The organism is Bradyrhizobium sp. AUGA SZCCT0177 (assembly GCF_018130125.1).
Classification (GTDB): Bacteria; Pseudomonadota; Alphaproteobacteria; order Rhizobiales; family Xanthobacteraceae; genus Bradyrhizobium.
Window position 1 is genome coordinate 46,499 of the sequence record NZ_JAFCMA010000002.1, and the last position, 17,219, is coordinate 63,717.

A 17,219-nucleotide genomic window follows, 5' to 3' on the forward strand; every position below is an offset into this window, starting at 1 on the left:
GGCATCCTTTCCTGGACAAGACAACCGTCACGCGTGACGACATTACCGCAGGATTTACCGCCGGCCATAGCGCTGTAGCGCGCAGTACATAACGGACCCGACCTGAGAGGTTAACAAGTTTAGGTTGTGAAGTTAAGGAGTGCGTAAACTTTCCTCAGTATTTTCCCTTATATCGAACTGCCAGGGTCCCGGAAAGAACCCATGGCTGCGGCCGCTTCAATAACAACAACCGTCGCGGCTGCGCCGCGCTAGGGGGCTCTGTTGGCACTGCCGTTTCCATACAATCCAGCATTGGATGGATTGCGGGCGGTCGCAGTGCTCCTGGTCATCGCAGACCATTGCGACGTTACTGTATTCGACCAGGGCTATTTTGGCGTCGATCTGTTTTTCGTTCTGAGCGGCTTTCTGATTACGCGGCTTCTCGTGGACGAAATCGACGCGACGGGACGTATCGACCTGCGGAGATTCTATCTGCGCCGGTTGCTCCGTCTCACCCCGCCTCTGCTTCTGTTGCTGGCGGCGTATCTGCTGATTGCCCCCCTGCTCTGGCCGCAGCTCGACCTCATGTCGCATGTGCGCGACGCCGCGCTGGTGGCATTTTATCTGTCCGATTATTCGCAGGCTTTCTGGCATAATCCGAAAGTGCTGATTCACACATGGTCGCTCTCGGTCGAGGAGCACTTTTATCTGATCTGGCCGTTCGCAGTTCTGCTGCTGGCGCGCATCGGGCCTCGCGGGCGTGTGGTCGTTCTCTTCGGCCTCTACGTGCTCGCCAGCGCATGGCGCATATACATATATAAAACCCTGGGATGGGACGCGACGTATTATCGCTTTGATACGCGGATCGACGGCCTGGTTTGTGGCGCGCTGCTGGCGACAGCCCTCCGGCACAAGGACCTGATCTCGGAAAGAGCAGCCAATATCGCGGGCGTCGTCGCGTGGGCAGCACTCACCGTCTGCCTCTCGATCGGCTTTTGGCGCGCGCCCTGGTCGTTGGTGATCATGACCAATGTTGCCCATATCGCCGCGTTTGGTTTGCTGATCTCGGTCTCGAAAAAAGAATCGAGGGTCAGTTTGGTATTGTCCGCCCCGCCGCTGGTTGGCATCGGCGTCATCTCTTACGGCATGTATCTGTGGCACTATCCGGCAGCCATCTACTTCAGGGAATTGTTTCCCTGGTACCTGACTGGCCCGATCGTTCTCGGTTTTTCGATCGCCATGGCTACGGTCAGCTACCTGGCTGTTGAACGGCCACTGCAACGCTATCGCCGCAGTCTCGGAGGATATCAGCGCAACGCCGCGACCAAGCCCGCATCCGTGGGCGGCGCGCAAGTGCCACAGACCGCAATTGGCGCCACGACGACATAGCGCGCAGTAGTCGCGCGCGACGACATCACCGTTTCCAGGATCGACCGCAGGCCTTTGCGCCGCTCTAACGCACCTGCACGTCCACGACGCCGATGCCCTCGAGACTGAAACGATAGCTGGCATCGCTGTCCGGAAACACCGTCTTCATGACGCTGCCGGTCATCACCACCTGGCCGGCTTTCAGCCCCGCCCCCCGCGAATTGAGCTGCGTGGCAAGCCAGGCGACGGAGTTGAAGGGATGGCCGAGGATGTCGCGGCCATAGCCCTCGCCGATGTCAACGACATCCTTTGTGGCACATCCCATCACCGGCTCCAGGTCGGGCCATTTCGCCGCGAATTCCGACAGGACGATGCCGCCGTTCCAGGAATTATCCGATACCAGCGAAAGCACATCGAGATTGCCGTAATCGGCGTTGCGGTCATCCACGATTTCGATGGCTGCGCAGACGCCGCCGACATGCGGGGCAATCATTTCAGCGCTCACCGGCGCCGCCGTGACCGGCACATCCGATTTGATGCGAACCGCGATTTCGAATTCGAGACCGAGCCGCCCGAAATCCGCACGACGGATGGTCGCACCGGATCGATGCACGCGGCTTGCGAGCACGACGCCGGCGATCGGGTGGTCGATCCCGCAGAACTTCTGCATCGTTGCCGACGTCAGCCCGACCTTGTAGCCCACGGTGTCGCCGTGTTCACCGCGAAGCAGCGCGACATAGCTGTCCTGAATGTCATAGGCGTCCGAGATCGTGGCGGGTTTGTCCGGCGGAGCAAGCGAGGTGAACTGCAAATTGGCCTTGTGTGCCGCAAGTAGCGATTGCGCCGCGCGCCGGGCTGCAACGTCTTCCATGGGTAGCCTCCCTGTTGTTTTCTTGTAGCCCGCATGAGCGCGGTTCGTAGGGTGGGTTAGCGAAGCGTAACCCACCACTTCATTCGTCGGAACAACTGGTGGGTATCGCTTCCGCCTTCGCTCTTTGAGCTACGGCGGACAAGTCGCTCCACCCACCCTACGCAGATATCTTGTAGCCCGCATGAGCGCAGCGATATGCGGGATTCGAAAGAAGATCCGGATGTCTCTTCGCTCATCCGGGCTACGCCGACTGAACGGCGCTGAACTTCGAGTGGTGGAAAGCAATGATCCGACCTCTCTTCGGAGGAAGCAAAAGCGCAAGTTCGCCTGGAAGCTTCCAGACAGCCCCATCACCACTGACCCAATTCGTTCCGTCTGATCCGGATGTCACGACCGCATCTGCGAGCGCCGTCAGGAAGACCTCTCCTCTATCAAAAAGCAAACCGCCACTTGGCATTGGGATGAAACGGTGAAAAACCTCAAAGGACACGCCATCGTTCCCAAAGGCCAGCCAGTCCTTTTCTGCAGATATCGAGTACCACGTCCCGTATCTCTCGATACGTACAGAGCCCGTATCCAGCAGGATCAGACACTCAACAAGGTGTGACGCGAGTCGTGGGCCGGTCGCATCTCCGTTGAAAAATCTATCTGAGTGCGTGCGAATGTAAGAGACCGCGTCACCAACGATCTGGATGTCATTTTCCGTGTAGGTCGGCGCCATATCGATTTCTTATCCTAGCGTTTGCCAGACGATACCGCCTTGAATGCCCCATTGGCCAATTCAAAGTAATGCGGACCTGCCGGGCCTTGTTCGTTGAGTTGCCCGTTCAGGGTTATGAGGCGGCTCTGCAACTGAAACTCGACCGGCTCGAAATTCTGGGGAACGTCGATCGCCCAACAGCAAACCGAGCCCGGCAGAAAAATCACCTTTCCCGACTTCAGGTCCACCGCGGCGCCGAGCACGCAGCCGGTGCCACAGCCCCATGTGGTGAGAACGTAGTGGCCGGCGAAATTGGCCGGCTGGCCGGCGGCTTCCCGGAGCCGCGTCCGATATCCCCGGTTCTCCGGTCGTTTCAAATCGACCTTGGCAGCGCGGCCTCGAAAAACCTCGCCTGCCGGGTAATCCCTGGGCTGAGGAACGGGCGCCGCGGATTGGGCATGCGCGTCTTTGAACACGAAAAGCGCGAGCGACAGAATGACCAATGCCAGCGCACGGCGGCAGATTTCGAAGGTTGAATCGGATTGTCTCATCATGGCTGGTGCGTAGGGCGGGTTAGCCGAAGGCGTAACCCGCCGCGTTGGCGCAACGAAAAGGCGGGTTACGCTTACGCTAACCCGCCCTACGAAGCTAAGCAACGACGCTGGCTTACTCCGCCGCTTGCCGTGTCTCCGGCGCGTCGATCACTTCCAGCACCTTCGGCGGCGACATCGGCAAGGCGTAGAAGCGTTTGCCGAGGGCGTTGTAGATCGCATTCGCCACCGCGGCCATCACGGGGACCAGCGGCACTTCGCCGACGCCCTTGACGCCTTGCGGGTGCTTCGGGTTCGGCACCTCGACCATAATGCAGTCGATCATCGGCAGGTCCGAACACACCGGCATGCGATAGTCGAGGAAGCCGGGATTATCGACCTTCCCCTCTCTGGTGTAGATGTATTCCTCGTTCAGCGCCCAGCCGATGCCTTGCGCGACGCCGCCCTGCAGCTGGCCCTCGACATAGCCGGGGTGGATGGCGCGGCCGACATCCTGCACGGCGGTGTAGCGGATCACGCGCGCGATACCGAGATCGACGTCGACCTCGACGTCGCAGATATGCGTGCCAAAGCCGCCGTCCGCGCCCTGCGTGTTGAGCTGCACGCCGGCGCCGATCGGACCGCCCATCGCGGGCGCCTTCTCGGCGAGATCCTTCAGCGTCAACGGCGGGAATTGGCCGGCATTCGGGCTCACCGGATGCGCCGCGCCGTCTTCCCACTTCACGGCTTCAGGATCGATTTCCCAGATCTTGGCCGCGCGCTCGCGCAGGGTGTGGATGATCTTTTCGGCCGACTGCGTCACCACGATCGAGGAGGCGAACAGCACGCGGCTGCCGCCGGTGAGGTTCGAGAAGCCGATGGTGGCGGTGTCGCCGATCAGGACCGAGACGCGGCGATAGTCGATGCCGAGCAACTCGGCGCAGATGTTGGCGATGCCGGCGCGCGAGCCGCCGATATCGGGATGGCCCGTGGTGACGACGACGTTGCCGTCCTCGGTGATGTTGACCTGCGCGGAGGATTCGCCGCCGGCGTTGAACCAGAAGCCGGAAGCGACGCCGCGTCCTTGAAGTTTTCCCAGCGGCGCCTTGTAGTGATCCGACGCCTTTGCCGCTTCCACCGTCTCGATGTAGCCGATGCGCGGGAAGGTCGGGCCATGCGCGGCTTTGGTTCCTTCCTTGGCGGCATTCTTCAGACGGAAGTCGAGCGGGTCCATCTTCAGCGCCTCGGCGACCTCGTCGAGCACGCATTCCACCGCATAGGCGCCGATCGGCGCACCCGGCGCGCGATAGGCCGCCACTTTCGAGCGGTTGGAGCAGACGTCATAGCCTTCCGACAGCAGGTTCGGGATGTCGTAGGGTGTGAAGCTGCAGCCGACGGCGCCGCGGATCGGCGAGCCCGGGAGGGCGCCGGCCTGCAGATAGAAGGTGCCGTGCGCGGCGACGATCTTGCCGTCCTTGGTGGCGCCGATCTTCACCGTGCTCTTCGAGCCTGACGTCGGCCCGGTCGCGCGCATCACTTCCTCGCGCGTCATCACCATCTTCACCGGACGGCCGGACTTTTTCGCCAGCAGCGTCGCCAGCGGCTCGAGATAGACGATGGTCTTGCCACCAAAACCGCCGCCGATCTCGGCGGGGATGGCGCGGATGTCGCTCTGCGGGATGCCGGTGAGATGGGCCGTCATCGCGCGGACCATGAACTGGCCCTGGCTGGAGCTCCAGATCGTGGTCTTGCCGTCGGGCGCGACGCTGATCAGACAGGCATGCGGCTCGATATAGCCCTGATGCACCGGGCGCGTCGTGAAGCTGCGCTCGATCACGACGTCGGCCTTCTTGAAGCCTTCGGCGAGATCGCCCTTCTTGTGCTCGATCCGGCCGGCGATGTTGGAAGGCTTGCCTTCGAACTTGTTGAACTCGTGCAGGATCGGCGCGTCCGATTTGATCGCGTCCTCGATCTCGATCGCGAAAGGCAGCACTTCGTAGTCGACCTCGATCAGCTTGCAGGCTTCCGCCGCAATCGCTTCTGATGTAGCGGCAACGGCCGCAATGGGGTGTCCGGGAAACAGCGCCTTTTCGCGCGCCATCACGTTGCGGCACATCCAGCGCATGTCCTGGATGCCGAGCATGACGGCGCCCTTCTCGATCGGGAAATCGACGATGTCGCGCGCGGTGACGACGGCTTTGACGCCGGGCAGCGCTTCGGCCTTCGCCGTGTTGATCGATTTGATGCGCGCATGCGCGTGCGGGCTGCGCAACACCTTGCCCCAGATCATGCCGGGCATGTTGGTGTCGGCGGCGAACTGCGCGCGGCCGGTCACCTTGTCCATACCATCAGGACGAATGGTGCGCTGGCCGATCCACTTGTTGTTGGTGACGACGGTCATGGTGCTGGCTCCGGCTGTTATTGGGCGCGCATTTCGGCCGCGGTGTCCATGACAGCGCGAACGATCTTGTCATAACCGGTGCACCGGCAGAGATTGCCGGCGAGCCAGAAGCGAACCTCTTCCTCGCTCGGCTTCGGATTCCGCTTCAGCAGCGCGTCGGACGCCACCAGCATGCCCGAGGTGCAGATGCCGCACTGAAGCGCGGCCATTTCCAGGAACTTCTGCTGCAGCGGATGCAGCTTCTCGCCCTGGGCCATGCCTTCGATGGTGCGCAGCTCGTGGCCTTCGGATTCGACCGCGAGCATCAGGCAGGAACAGATGAGGTTGTCGTCGACCGTGATGCTGCACGCGCCGCAGTCGCCGGAGGCGCAGCCTTCCTTGGAGCCGGTGAGCCCGAGCGGCCCGCGCAGCGCATCGAGCATGGTGTCGTTGGGCTCGCAGAGAAACTCTGACGGTTCGCCATTAATCGTGGTGGTGACGTGGACCTTGGCCATGAAGCTTAATTCCCTTTGGCGCGTTGGGCGGCAATCGCGGTGGTGCGCTTGAGCAGCACACCGGCCACTTTGGTGCGGTAAGCGATCGTGCCGCGCTTGTCGTCGATCGGACGGCAGGCGGCGGAACAGGCGGCGGCGGCGGCATTGAGCGCGGCTTCGTCGAGCGTGCTGCCGATCAGGGCTTTGGCGGCCGCTTCGACCAGCAGCACGGTCGGCGCCACCGCGCCAAGGCCGACGCGGGCGGCGGTGCAGACGCCGTCCTTCAGCGTCAGGCTGACGCCGAGGCCGACCACGGCGATGTCCATTTCGGTGCGCGGGATCATGCGCAAATACGCGTCGCTCGAGCCTTTGGGCCGCGGCGGCAGCGTGAAGCTGACGAGGATTTCGCCGGGCTTGAAATTGGTACGGCCGGGACCCGCCGGCACCTGTTCCACCGGCATTTCGCGGCGGCCATCCGGCCCTTGCACCGTGACGATCGCGCCGGCGGCGACCATGGCCGGCACGCTGTCGCCGGCCGGCGAGCCGTTGCAGAGATTGCCGCCGGCGGACGCCCGCCCCTGGACCTGCTTGGAGCCGATCAGGTTGACGGCCTCCAGCACGCCGGGCCAGACCTTGCCGAAACTGACATGATCATGCAGCGCCATGCCGGAAACGGCGGCGCCGACGCGAAACCCGCCATCGGCGGTTTGCTCGATTTTCGTCATCTCGGCGATTTTCTTGATGTCGACGATCAGGCCCGGTTTCACGACGCCGGCGCGCATCTGCACCAGAAGATCGGTACCGCCGGCCAGGATGCGCCCTGCACTTCCGGCCGCGGCGAACGCCTTGATCGCTTCATCAAGCGAATTGGGCGCCAAATATCGGAGTTCCGTCATGGTTGTCCGTCATCTCCCATTTTCTGCCCGCCCCATTTGGACGTCGGCCTATGTGGCCGGCAGTTGCGGTAGCCTACACGGGCGATGCGGGTTGGAACAGCCTCCGGGCTGCGGTTCTGGCGGCAGGCTCCTATGCAGGAAGCGGGCTTGTTCTCACATCGTCGGAAGCACGGATATCCTTGACGCCAGCGCCCGCCACGTGGCCTCGTCTACCCGCCGCATGGGCACTTGCCTTCACCCTCCCCTGGAGGGGGAGGGTCGACGCTCATGAAATGAGCGGCGGGGTGGGGTGACGGTCTATCCTCTCGACAAGTGTTCCAGTTGAGAGACTGTCACCCCACCCCGTCTCACATTTCGCTACGCTCAATGTGAGCCGACCCTCCCCCTCCAGGGGAGGGTGAACATCACCTTCTCGCCGTTTGCTCGGAAACTGCATGCGAAATTTTTCAACGACCCATTTCCTTCCTGGCGCAGTCCTGCTGGCGATCCTCTCCGGACCGCAGCAAGCCTTGTCCCAACCGGCCCCGGCTCCCGTGCGCCCCGCTCCCGCCAGGCCCGCGGCTGCGCCTCAGCCCAGGCCGGCCGCGGTGCCCAGGCCCGCTGCGGTGCCGGGCCAACAGCCGGCCGCGCGACCCGTCGCCGCGGCCCCGCGCGGCGGTGCGGCGTGCCACAACGGCATGAGTTTCGATCGCTTCCTCACTGAGCTCAAACAGCAGGCGGTGGCGGAAGGCGTCTCGCAGCGCGCGATGGCGGAAGCCGCCCCCTACCTCGTCTACGACCAGAGCATCGTCAACCGCGACCGCGGCCAGCGCGTGTTCGGCCAGGTGTTCACCGAGTTTTCGCGGAATAGAGCATCCGACGGCGCGGCGAAAAATGCGCAGGCGCGAATCCGGATGCATCAGGCAGCGTTCAATCGCGCCGAGAAGGAATACGGCGTGCCGCCGGCCGTGATCGCCGCGTTCTGGGGGCTGGAAAGCAGTTTTGGCGCCGAGCTCGGCAAGCTGCATACGCTGCCGTCGCTGGTGTCGCTGGCGTATGACTGCCGCCGCTCGGAAATGTTCCAGAAGGAGACCATCGCCGCGCTCAAGATCGTCGATCGCGGCGATCTCACGGCAAGCGAGATGATCGGATCGTGGGCCGGCGAACTCGGCCAGACGCAATTTTTGCCGACGCATTATTTCAACTACGCGGTCGATTACGACGGCGACGGGCATCGCAATCTCCTGAGTAGCGCGCCCGACGTGATCGGCTCGACCGCAAACTACATCGCCAATGGATTGAAGTGGCGGCGCGGCGAGCCGTGGCTGCAGGAAGTGCGCGCGCCGCAGAATTTGCCGTGGGACCAGGCCGATCTGACCATCAAACTGCCGCGCTCGAAATGGGCGCAGCTCGGCGTCACCTTTGCCGACGGCAAGCCGTTGCCGAACGACGATCTGCCGGCGTCGATGTTGTTGCCGATGGGCCGCACCGGTCCGGCGTTCCTGGCCTACGCGAATTTCGCGGCCTACACCGAATGGAACAACTCGCTGATCTATTCGACCACCGCCGGCTATCTCGCGGCCCGTATCGCGGGCGCGGCGCCGATGCGCCAGCCCAGCGCGCCGGTGGCGCAACTGCCGCTCAACGAGCTCAAGGAATTGCAGCAACACCTGGTGCGCGCCGGTTTCAACGTCGGCAAGGTCGACGGCATCATGGGACAGCTCAGCCGCACCGCGGTGAAGACGATGCAGATCAAATACGGCCTGCCTGCGGATTCCTGGCCTACGGCCGAATTGCTGGCGCGCATGCGCGGGCCGCGCGCCGAGCCCGCGGCGGCTGTGATGCCGCAGGCAAGGTGATGTTACTCCCTCCCCCGCTCTTGCGGGGTCGAGACGAGCGAAGCTCGCTCTTAGAGGGGCGGGGTGAAGCGCTCTCTCCGCAAACGCATGTGCCAATTGATGGACCTGTACCCCCTCACCCGGATTGCTTCGCAATCCGACCTCTCCCCGCAAGCGGGGCGAGGTTAAGAAAGCGCGCCGGAAATATTTGACTACACTTCACGCCTTCCGAGCGTTGCAATCTCCTCTCCCCCGCCCCACTTGCAGCAGCGCAGTCTCTGCATGCCATAAAATTCCACACAACGAAAAGAGCATCATATGTCTTTCTACGACGCCACCGTTCCGGCCTATCTGCAAATTCTAGGTAGCCTCTCCGGCTTGCTCACCAAAGCAGAAGCGCATTGCGAGGCGAAGAAAATCCAGCCCGACGTGCTGCTCGCCTCGCGGCTTTTTCCGGACATGCTGCCGCTCTCGAAGCAGATTCAGCTCGCCACCGATTTTGCGGTCAGGGGCTGCGCCCGCGTCACCCACAGCGAAGTGCCGTCGACACCCGATACCGAAAAGACCTTTGAGGAATTGCGCCAGCGGCTCGCCAGGACCGTTGACTACGTCAAGTCGTTCAAGCCCGAGCAGTTCGAGGGCGCCGACACCAAAGACGTCACCTTTCCGATGGGGCCGGACAAGACCATGACGCTGAAGGGCCAGCAATTCATCTCGAACTTCTCGCTGCCCCAATTCTACTTCCATGCCGCCATAGCCCACGGCATCCTGCGCCATAATGGCGTCGAGGTCGGCAAGCGCGATTACATGGGCGCGAAGTGATCTGTTTCGCCTTGCAAGACCGGACGCCTTAGCGTCACAGGCTACGCCGTGCTAGTGCTCCCTTCAGCAAGAACAAAATGCTGAAGGGAGACCGCTCATGTCCACCACCACGCAAGCACCAAAGCAACTCGATCCCGCCGCTTCGCTTCACGCCGAAACGCTCGGGCTCGCGAAAGGTCGTGGCCGGCTGGAAGGCCGCCGCATCATCGTGGTCGGGGCCGGCCAGCGCAACATCGTCGACGAGGAGCCGCCGATCGGCAATGGCCGCGCGATGTCGGTATTGTTCGCGCGCGAGGGCGCGCATGTCGCCTGCATCGACATCAACAAGGACGCCGCCGATGATACGGTCAGGCAGATCACCAGCGAAGGTGGCAAGGCCTTTACCGACGTCGTCGACGTCTCCGACGCATCAGCGATTGGGCCGGCGATCGCGCGCTGTACGAAGCAACTCGGCGGGCTCGACGGGCTCGCGCTGAATGTCGGCATTTCCTGCGGGCTGTCGCTGCCCAAAATGACGGCGGAAGCCTGGGACAAGGATTATGCCGTCAACGTGCGCAGCCACATGCTATTCGCGCAAGCCGCGCTCGAAGTGATGGCGCCGGGCGGCGCGATCACGCTGACTTCGTCGATGGCCAGCCAGCGCGCCAATGGCCGCAACCCGGCCTATGAATCCTCAAAAGCCGCCCAGATCGCGCTCGGCCGCGCCATCGCGCGGGCCGGCGAGGAAAAGGGCATTCGCTGCAATGTGATCGCGCCGGGCTTCATCGATTCCCCGATGGGCCGCGATGCCAGCCGCAGGCGTGCCGACCGCGCGCTGACGGTGCCGTTCGGCCGCCAGGGCACCGGCTGGGAGGTGGCCTATGCTGCGCTGTTCCTGATTTCGAATGAATCATCCTACGTCAACGCCCACACCCTGTTCCTCGACGCCGGTCATATGGCCGGGATTGTGCGGGCCTAGCCTGCACCGGCCGAATGGCTGGGGCATTGCGCAATCCGCCGTAATGCCCAACTGTTCCCCATCATCCACCTTTCGGAAATCCCTTCATGAGCCAGACCAAACTATTCGAGCCCTACAAGCTTGGCGGAATCACGCTGCCGAACCGCCTTGTCATGGCGCCCCTGACCCGCAACCGCGCGGTGCCTGGCAGCTTTGTGCCGAGCGAGCTTGCCATCGACTATTACGGCCAGCGCGCTTCCGCGGGATTGCTGATCACCGAGGCCAGCCAGATCTCGCAGCAGGGCCAAGGCTATCAGGACACGCCCGGCATCTATTCGAAAGAGCAGGTCGCGGGCTGGCGCAAGGTCACTGACCGCGTCCATGAACAGGGCGGGCGCATCTTCATCCAGATCTGGCATGTCGGCCGCATCTCGCACGATTCATTGCAGCCGGACGGCGGCAAGCCGGTGGCTCCATCCGCGATCCGCGCCAAGGGCAAGACTTTCGTCAACGGCACCTTCACCGACATCTCCGAGCCGCGCGAGCTCGAGCTGTCGGAAATTCCAGGGATCATCGAAGACTTCAAGCGCAGCACCGAGAATGCGCTCGCCGCCGGTTTCGACGGCATCGAAATCCACGGCGCCAACGGCTATCTGCTCGACCAGTTCGCCAAGGACGGCACCAACAAGCGCACCGATGCCTATGGCGGTGGAATCGAGAACCGTGCCAAATTGATGCTGGAAGTATCGAAGGCGGTGGCAGCCGTCGCCGGCCCGGAGCGCACCGGCATCCGCATTTCGCCGGTGACGCCGGCCAATGATGTTTCCGACTCCAATCCGCAGCCGCTGTTCGATCACATCGTGGATGGGCTCAACGCGCTGAAGCTGACCTACATCCACGTCGTCGAGGGCGCGACCGGCGGCCCGCGCGATCACGCGCCGTTCGACTACGGTTCGTTGCGCAAGCGCTTCAAGCAGGCCTATGTCGCCAACAACGGCTACGATTTCGATCTGGCCACAAAGCAACTCGATGCCAACGCGGCCGACCTGATCGCATTTGGAAAACCGTTCATCTCCAACCCCGACCTGGTCGAGCGGCTGAAGAAGGGTGCACCGCTCAACGCGTTCGACAAGGCGACGTTCTATGGCGGCGGCGCCAAGGGGTATACGGATTATCCGACGCTCGGCGCGAAGCAGGCGGCGGAGTAGAAATTCGGTGCGCTCCCTCGCCCCGCTCTTGCGGGGAGAGGGTTGGGGTGAGGGGCTCTCTCCGCGAAGTCGGCGGTAGTTGCTGGACCTGTACCCCCTCACCCGGATCGCAAGAGCGATCCGACCTCTCCCCGCAAGCGGGGCGAGGTAAGAAAGAAAAAAGGCCGGGATCGCTCCCGGCCTTTAGTTTTTGCATCACTCACAATGGCGAAGTTTACTTCGCTTCCGCTCGCTTCGGCGGCGTTGCCGGCCACGACTTCACCAGCGTGTCGTAGTCGACGGTTTCGCCCTTCGGCTTCTCGTTCGCCAGCTTGCGCTGCGGAGCGACGTTGCCGTCCTTCTCCGACTTGGCGAACCAGAACTCGGCGGTTTCCTTCTTGTTCAGCTTCGGTCCGCAGGCGCCCTGCACGTTGGATTTCTCCAGACGCTCGAGCACGGAGTCCTGGGCTGCCGCCAGGGCGTCCATCGCGGCCTGCGGCGTCTTCGCACCGGACGACGCATCGCCGATGTTCTGCCACCACAATTGCGCGAGCTTCGGATAGTCAGGCACGTTGTTGCCGGTCGGGGTCCACTGCACGCGCGCGGGCGAGCGGTAGAACTCGATCAGGCCGCCGAGCTTCGGCGCACGCTCGGTGAACGACTTGTCCCAGATGTCGGATTCACGAATGAACGTGAGACCGACATGGCTCTTCTTCAAGCTCACCGTCTTGGAGGTGATGAACTGCAGATAGAGCCAGGCCGCCTTGCGGCGGTCCGCCGGGGTCGACTTCAGGAGCGTCGCCGAGCCGGCGTCCTGGTAGCCGAGCTTCATGCCTTCCTTCCAGTACGAGCCGTGCGGCGACGGCGCCATACGCCACTTCGGCGAACCGTCGGCGTTCACGACGGCAATACCGGGCTTCACCATGTCGGCGGTGAAGGCGGTGTACCAGAAGATCTGCTGGGCGATGTTGCCTTGCGCCGGTACCGGTCCGGCTTCGCCGAAGGTCATGCCTTGCGCCTGCGGCGGGGCATACTTCTTCATCCAGTCGAGATATTTGGCGATCGAATAGACCGCCGCCGGACCGTTGGTGTCACCGCCGCGCTCGACGGATGAACCCACCGGACGGCACCCTTCCATGCGGATGCCCCATTCGTCGACCGGCTTGCCGTTCGGGATGCCCTTGTCGCCGTTGCCGGCCATCGACAGCCAGGCATCGGTGAACCGCCAGCCGAGCGAGGGATCCTTCTTGCCGTAGTCCATGTGACCATAGACCTTGGCGCCGTTGATCTCCTTGATGTCGTTGGTGAAGAACTCGGCGATGTCTTCATAGGCCGACCAGTTCACGGGAACGCCGAGATCGTAGCCATATTTGGCCTTGAACTTGGCCTTGTAGTCCGGATTGGAGAACCAGTCGTAGCGGAACCAATAGAGGTTCGCGAACTGCTGGACGGGCAGCTGATAGAGCTTGCCGTCCGGCCCCGTGGTGAAGGATTTTCCGATGAAATCGTTGACGTCGAGCCCGGGGTTGGTGACGTCCTTGCCCTCGCCGGTCATGTAATCCGACAGCACGACGGTCTGGTTATAGCGGAAGTGGGTGCCGATCAAATCGGAGTCGTTGATCCAGCCGTCATAGACGTTCTTGCCGGACTGCATCTGGGTCTGCAGCTTTTCGACCACGTCGCCTTCCTGGATCAAATCGTGCTTGAGCTTGATGCCGGTGATCTCGGTGAAGGCCTTCGCCAGGGTCTTGGATTCATATTCATGCGTGGTGATGGTTTCCGACACCACGTTGATTTCCATCCCCTTGAAGGGCTGGGCGGCCTTCTCGAACCACTGCAACTCCTTCAGCTGATCCGCCTTCGACAGCGTCGAGGGCTGGAATTCGCTGTCGATCCAGCGCTGATTGACCGCATCGTCCGCACGTGCCGGCGCGGTCATGGCGACCGATGCCACGATCAGCGCAGCCGTGCTGGTCATCGTCAGAAAGCTCTCCTTGGTCAATGGCCCGTTCTTTCCTCTAAAACGTCGCATGTTGAGTCCTCCGGTTGCAGCGACAAACAATTTTCAGGCCCGGGTTGATCCCGGATCTGTCTTTTTTCGCCTCATCAGACGGTGCGAAAAACCGCCACGGCCGAAACAAGCGAAATCACGGTTGCGAGCCACAGGCTCGATATTTCAACGCCCTCTCCTATCGGCAGCGTCGCGATCGCATCGGTGCCGACAAAGGCGATCCACAACAGGTGGATGACCGCGGCGAGTACCAGCGAGATGAACAGCCGGTCGCCGCGCGTGGTCGGAATCTGCAACACGCCGACGCGCTCGGCCTCGGGATAGGCCGCCGCAAGCCAGGTCATGACACCCAGCGTCAGCGACAGCATCACGAAGAAGATCGCGGTCGGAAGCGTCCAGGCCATCCATGCAATGTGTTCCATGAATGCCCCCTACACTCGGCCGAGCGCAAAACCGCGCGCGATGTAGTTGCGGACGAACCAGATCACCAGGGCGCCGGGGATGATGGTGAGCACGCCGGCCGCGGCCAGCAGGCCCCAATCCATGCCGGCGGCCGAGACCGTCCGGGTCATGATCGCCGAGATCGGTTTTGCGTTCACCGACGTCAGCGTGCGCGCCAACAGCAGTTCGACCCAGGAGAACATGAAGCAGAAGAACGCCGCGACGCCGATGCCGCTTGCGATCAAGGGCACCAGTATCTTGATGAAGAAGCGCGGGAACGAATAACCGTCGAGGAACGCCGTCTCATCGATCTCGCGTGGCACGCCCGAGACGAAGCCTTCGAGGATCCAGACCGCGAGCGGGACGTTGAAGATGCAGTGCGCCAGCGCCACCGCCCACGGCGTATCGAACAAATTGATCGCCGAATAGAGGTTGAAGAACGGCAGCGCATAGACCGCCGCCGGCGCCATGCGGTTCGACAGCAGCCAGAAGAACAGATGCTTGTCGCCGAGAAAACGGTAGCGCGAAAAGCCGTAGGCCGCCGGCAACGCCACGGCAATCGAGATCACAGTGTTGATCAGGACATAGGTCAGCGAGTTGATGTAGCCGGAATACCAGCTCTCGTCGGTGAAGATGCGCTTGTAGTTTTCCAGCGTCGGCTGGTGCGGCCACAGCGTCATGGTGGAGACGATTTCGGCATTGGTCTTGAAGCTCATGTTGACGAGCCAGTAGATCGGCAACAGCAGGAAGATCAGGAAGCTGACGAGGATGATGCGGCGTCCGGGAATCGAATGCATCATTCAGCTCCCTGTTTGACCGGGCGCTCGGCCCCGGCGTTTGTCATCACGGTATAGAACACCCAGCACACGATCAGGATGATGAGGTTGTAGACCAGCGAGAGTGCGGCGGCCTTGCCGAGGTCGAATTGGCCGAGCGCGATCTTGACCAGTTCGATCGAGACGAAGGTGGTCGAGTTGCCGGGACCGCCGCCGGTCACCACGAACGGCTCGGTGTAGATCATGAAACTGTCCATGAAGCGAAGCAGCACCGCGATCAGCAGCACGCGATTCATCTTCGGCAACTGGATCGCCGTGAACACCGCCCAGCGCGAGGCGCCGTCGATCTGCGCCGCCTGGTAATAGGCGTCGGGGATCGACTTCAGTCCGGCGTAGCACAACAGCGCGACCAGGCTGGTCCAGTGCCAGACATCCATCACGATGACGGTGGCCCAGGCGTCGAACTCGTTGGAGACGTAGTTGTAGTTGATGCCCAGGCTGTTCAGCGTGTAGCCGAGCAGGCCGATGTCGGGCCGTCCGAAGATCTGCCAGATGGTGCCGACCACGTTCCACGGAATCAAAAGCGGCAGCGCCAGGATCACGAGGCAGGCGGCGACGCTCCAGCCGTCGCGCGGCATCGACAGCGCGACCACGATCCCGAGCGGCACCTCGATCGCGAGAATGATGGCCGAGAACAGCAGGTTGCGGCCGAGCGACGCCAGGAACCGTCCACCGAGATCGGTCGACGGGTCGAGCAATTCCTTGAACCAGCCGACGCCGTTCCAGAAGAACTGGTTGTTGCCGAAGGTGTCCTGCATCGAATAGTTCACCACCGTCATCAGCGGCAGGATCGCGGAGAACGCGACCACCAGAAACACCGGCAGCACCAGGAACCAGGCTTTTTGGTTGATCGTCTTGTCCATCAGGCTGTCCCCTCGACCAGACGGCTGTCGGCATAGACGTGAACATGCGACGGATTGAAAACCAGCCCGGCGGTTTCGCCGGAGACTGAAAACCCCGGCGGCACGCGCGCAGCGAACTTGGCGTCGCCGATGCGCACGCGCGCGAAGCGGACGCGGCCGAGATCGTCGATGCGCTCGATATTGGCGGACAGCAATCCCGGCGCGGGCGCGGCGACGTCGACGAATTCCGGACGCACGCCGACTTCGATCTTCGCGCCCGGCGGCAGCGAATCATAGCTGCGGTTCAACGCGATCGGATGGCCGCTGATGCGGGCCTCGCGGCCCGTCACCTCGGCCGGCACGATGTTCATGCCGGGCGAGCCGATGAAGTAACCGACGAACGTATGCGCAGGCTTGTCGAACAGTTCGGCCGGCGTGCCGCTCTGCACCACCCTGCCGTCATGCATCACGACCACAGTGTCAGCAAAGGTCAGCGCCTCGGTCTGGTCATGGGTGACGTAGATCATCGTCAGATCGAGGTCGCGATGCAGCGCCTTGAGTTTGGAGCGCAACTGCCACTTCAATTCGGGATCAATCACCGTCAGCGGCTCGTCGAACAGGATCGCGGCGACGTCTGATCGCACCAGGCCGCGGCCGAGCGAGATCTTCTGCTTGGCGTCCGCGGTCAGCCGCGTTGCCTTGCGGTCGAGATGCGGCGTGAGGTCGAGCAAATTGGCGATCTGCTTCACGCGCGCGTCGATTTCGGCTTTCGGGACGCCGCGGTTCTTCAAGGGGAATGCGAGGTTCTGCCCGACCGTCATGGTGTCGTAGATCACCGGAAACTGGAACACCTGCGCGATATTGCGCTTCTGGGTTGACAGCGGTGTGATATCGGCGCCGTCGAACAGTATCTGGCCGCGCGACGGGGTCACGATCCCAGAAATCAGGTTGAGCAGCGTGGTCTTGCCGCAGCCGGACGGCCCGAGCAGCGCATAGGCGCCGCCCTGCCGCCAGGTCATCGTCACCGGCTTCAGCGCAAAGGATTCGGGCGCGGCGTCATTGCCGCCGTAGGAATGTGCGAGATCGACGAGGTCAATGCGGGCCATGC

General features: G+C 62.6%; 16 protein-coding genes. 5 read left to right on the plus strand and 11 right to left on the minus strand.

Annotated features, from left to right (window positions below):
• Positions 1-261 precede the first annotated feature (261 nt).
• Complete coding sequence (locus JQ597_RS02480; protein WP_212262583.1) at positions 262-1,368, plus strand: acyltransferase family protein; 1,107 nt, start codon at positions 262-264, stop codon at positions 1,366-1,368.
• Positions 1,369-1,432: 64 nt separating this feature from the next.
• Here JQ597_RS02480 and JQ597_RS02485 read toward each other — a convergent pair whose 3' ends face one another.
• The 6 genes from JQ597_RS02485 to JQ597_RS02510 all read right to left on the minus strand — a co-directional run bounded on the left by JQ597_RS02485 (position 1,433) and on the right by JQ597_RS02510 (position 7,218).
• Positions 1,433-2,218: a 2-keto-4-pentenoate hydratase gene (locus JQ597_RS02485; RefSeq protein WP_212262585.1), complete on the minus strand. Its 786-nt coding sequence runs from the start codon at positions 2,216-2,218 to the stop codon at positions 1,433-1,435.
• A gap of 241 nt (positions 2,219-2,459) precedes the next feature.
• Complete coding sequence (locus tag JQ597_RS02490) at positions 2,460-2,939, minus strand: hypothetical protein (protein WP_212262587.1); 480 nt, start codon at positions 2,937-2,939, stop codon at positions 2,460-2,462.
• A 14-nt stretch (positions 2,940-2,953) separates the two neighbouring features.
• Positions 2,954-3,421 (minus strand): hypothetical protein, encoded by a 468-nt coding sequence (locus tag JQ597_RS02495; protein ID WP_212262589.1) that lies wholly within the window; start codon positions 3,419-3,421, stop codon positions 2,954-2,956.
• Positions 3,422-3,584: 163 nt separating this feature from the next.
• Positions 3,585-5,849, minus strand: a complete 2,265-nt coding sequence (locus JQ597_RS02500; protein ID WP_212262591.1) for a xanthine dehydrogenase family protein molybdopterin-binding subunit — start codon at positions 5,847-5,849, stop codon at positions 3,585-3,587.
• Between the two features lie 17 nt (positions 5,850-5,866).
• The gene (locus tag JQ597_RS02505) at positions 5,867-6,343 is read right to left on the minus strand and encodes a (2Fe-2S)-binding protein (RefSeq protein ID WP_192738509.1); all 477 of its coding nucleotides are present in this window, start codon (positions 6,341-6,343) and stop codon (positions 5,867-5,869) included.
• Positions 6,344-6,348: 5 nt separating this feature from the next.
• Positions 6,349-7,218 (minus strand): FAD binding domain-containing protein, encoded by an 870-nt coding sequence (locus JQ597_RS02510; protein ID WP_212262593.1) that lies wholly within the window; start codon positions 7,216-7,218, stop codon positions 6,349-6,351.
• Positions 7,219-7,652: 434 nt separating this feature from the next.
• Here JQ597_RS02510 and JQ597_RS02515 point away from each other — a divergent pair, with 434 nt between their 5' ends.
• The 4 genes from JQ597_RS02515 (at position 7,653) to JQ597_RS02530 (ending at position 12,002) form a co-directional block, all read left to right on the plus strand.
• The gene (locus JQ597_RS02515) at positions 7,653-9,056 is read left to right on the plus strand and encodes a lytic murein transglycosylase (RefSeq protein ID WP_212262595.1); all 1,404 of its coding nucleotides are present in this window, start codon (positions 7,653-7,655) and stop codon (positions 9,054-9,056) included.
• A 297-nt stretch (positions 9,057-9,353) separates the two neighbouring features.
• On the plus strand, positions 9,354-9,857 hold the full coding sequence (locus JQ597_RS02520; protein ID WP_212262597.1) for a DUF1993 domain-containing protein: 504 nt from the start codon (positions 9,354-9,356) through the stop codon (positions 9,855-9,857).
• A 97-nt stretch (positions 9,858-9,954) separates the two neighbouring features.
• On the plus strand, positions 9,955-10,815 hold the full coding sequence (locus JQ597_RS02525) for an SDR family NAD(P)-dependent oxidoreductase (RefSeq protein WP_212262599.1): 861 nt from the start codon (positions 9,955-9,957) through the stop codon (positions 10,813-10,815).
• 86 nt (positions 10,816-10,901) lie between these two features.
• Positions 10,902-12,002, plus strand: coding sequence for an alkene reductase (locus JQ597_RS02530; RefSeq protein WP_212262601.1), 1,101 nt, complete (start codon positions 10,902-10,904; stop codon positions 12,000-12,002).
• 214 nt (positions 12,003-12,216) lie between these two features.
• Here the strand turns inward: JQ597_RS02530 and JQ597_RS02535 are convergent, their stop codons facing one another.
• The 5 genes from JQ597_RS02535 to JQ597_RS02555 form a co-directional block, all read right to left on the minus strand.
• Positions 12,217-14,013 carry an ABC transporter substrate-binding protein gene (locus JQ597_RS02535; protein WP_212262603.1) on the minus strand — a complete coding sequence of 599 codons (1,797 nt, stop codon included), beginning with the start codon at positions 14,011-14,013 and terminating at the stop codon, positions 12,217-12,219.
• Between the two features lie 74 nt (positions 14,014-14,087).
• Positions 14,088-14,414, minus strand: coding sequence for a DUF2160 domain-containing protein (locus JQ597_RS02540; RefSeq protein WP_212262605.1), 327 nt, complete (start codon positions 14,412-14,414; stop codon positions 14,088-14,090).
• Positions 14,415-14,423: 9 nt separating this feature from the next.
• The gene (locus JQ597_RS02545; protein ID WP_212262606.1) at positions 14,424-15,230 is read right to left on the minus strand and encodes a carbohydrate ABC transporter permease; all 807 of its coding nucleotides are present in this window, start codon (positions 15,228-15,230) and stop codon (positions 14,424-14,426) included.
• Positions 15,230-16,132, minus strand: a complete 903-nt coding sequence (locus JQ597_RS02550) for a carbohydrate ABC transporter permease (protein ID WP_192738501.1) — start codon at positions 16,130-16,132, stop codon at positions 15,230-15,232. The genes JQ597_RS02545 and JQ597_RS02550 overlap by 1 nt, the downstream gene beginning before the upstream one ends.
• Positions 16,132-17,217 carry an ABC transporter ATP-binding protein gene (locus tag JQ597_RS02555; protein ID WP_212262608.1) on the minus strand — a complete coding sequence of 362 codons (1,086 nt, stop codon included), beginning with the start codon at positions 17,215-17,217 and terminating at the stop codon, positions 16,132-16,134. Before JQ597_RS02555 ends, JQ597_RS02550 begins: the two co-directional genes overlap by 1 nt.
• Positions 17,218-17,219: the final 2 nt, after the last annotated feature.

Excerpts from the sequence above, each read along its gene's own strand:
- JQ597_RS02515 (WP_212262595.1), top strand. The coding sequence starts at position 7,653 with ATGCGAAATTTTTCAACGACCCATTTCCTTCCTGGCGCAGTCCTGCTG.
- JQ597_RS02510 (WP_212262593.1), bottom strand. The coding sequence starts at position 7,218 with ATGACGGAACTCCGATATTTGGCGCCCAATTCGCTTGATGAAGCGATC.
- JQ597_RS02535 (WP_212262603.1), bottom strand. The coding sequence starts at position 14,013 with ATGCGACGTTTTAGAGGAAAGAACGGGCCATTGACCAAGGAGAGCTTT.
- JQ597_RS02520 (WP_212262597.1), top strand. The coding sequence starts at position 9,354 with ATGTCTTTCTACGACGCCACCGTTCCGGCCTATCTGCAAATTCTAGGT.
- JQ597_RS02525 (WP_212262599.1), top strand. The coding sequence starts at position 9,955 with ATGTCCACCACCACGCAAGCACCAAAGCAACTCGATCCCGCCGCTTCG.
- JQ597_RS02550 (WP_192738501.1), bottom strand. The coding sequence starts at position 16,132 with ATGGACAAGACGATCAACCAAAAAGCCTGGTTCCTGGTGCTGCCGGTG.
- JQ597_RS02485 (WP_212262585.1), bottom strand. The coding sequence starts at position 2,218 with ATGGAAGACGTTGCAGCCCGGCGCGCGGCGCAATCGCTACTTGCGGCA.
- JQ597_RS02530 (WP_212262601.1), top strand. The coding sequence starts at position 10,902 with ATGAGCCAGACCAAACTATTCGAGCCCTACAAGCTTGGCGGAATCACG.
- JQ597_RS02555 (WP_212262608.1), bottom strand. The coding sequence starts at position 17,217 with ATGGCCCGCATTGACCTCGTCGATCTCGCACATTCCTACGGCGGCAAT.
- JQ597_RS02490 (WP_212262587.1), bottom strand. The coding sequence starts at position 2,939 with ATGGCGCCGACCTACACGGAAAATGACATCCAGATCGTTGGTGACGCG.
- JQ597_RS02505 (WP_192738509.1), bottom strand. The coding sequence starts at position 6,343 with ATGGCCAAGGTCCACGTCACCACCACGATTAATGGCGAACCGTCAGAG.
- JQ597_RS02540 (WP_212262605.1), bottom strand. The coding sequence starts at position 14,414 with ATGGAACACATTGCATGGATGGCCTGGACGCTTCCGACCGCGATCTTC.
- JQ597_RS02545 (WP_212262606.1), bottom strand. The coding sequence starts at position 15,230 with ATGCATTCGATTCCCGGACGCCGCATCATCCTCGTCAGCTTCCTGATC.
- JQ597_RS02500 (WP_212262591.1), bottom strand. The coding sequence starts at position 5,849 with ATGACCGTCGTCACCAACAACAAGTGGATCGGCCAGCGCACCATTCGT.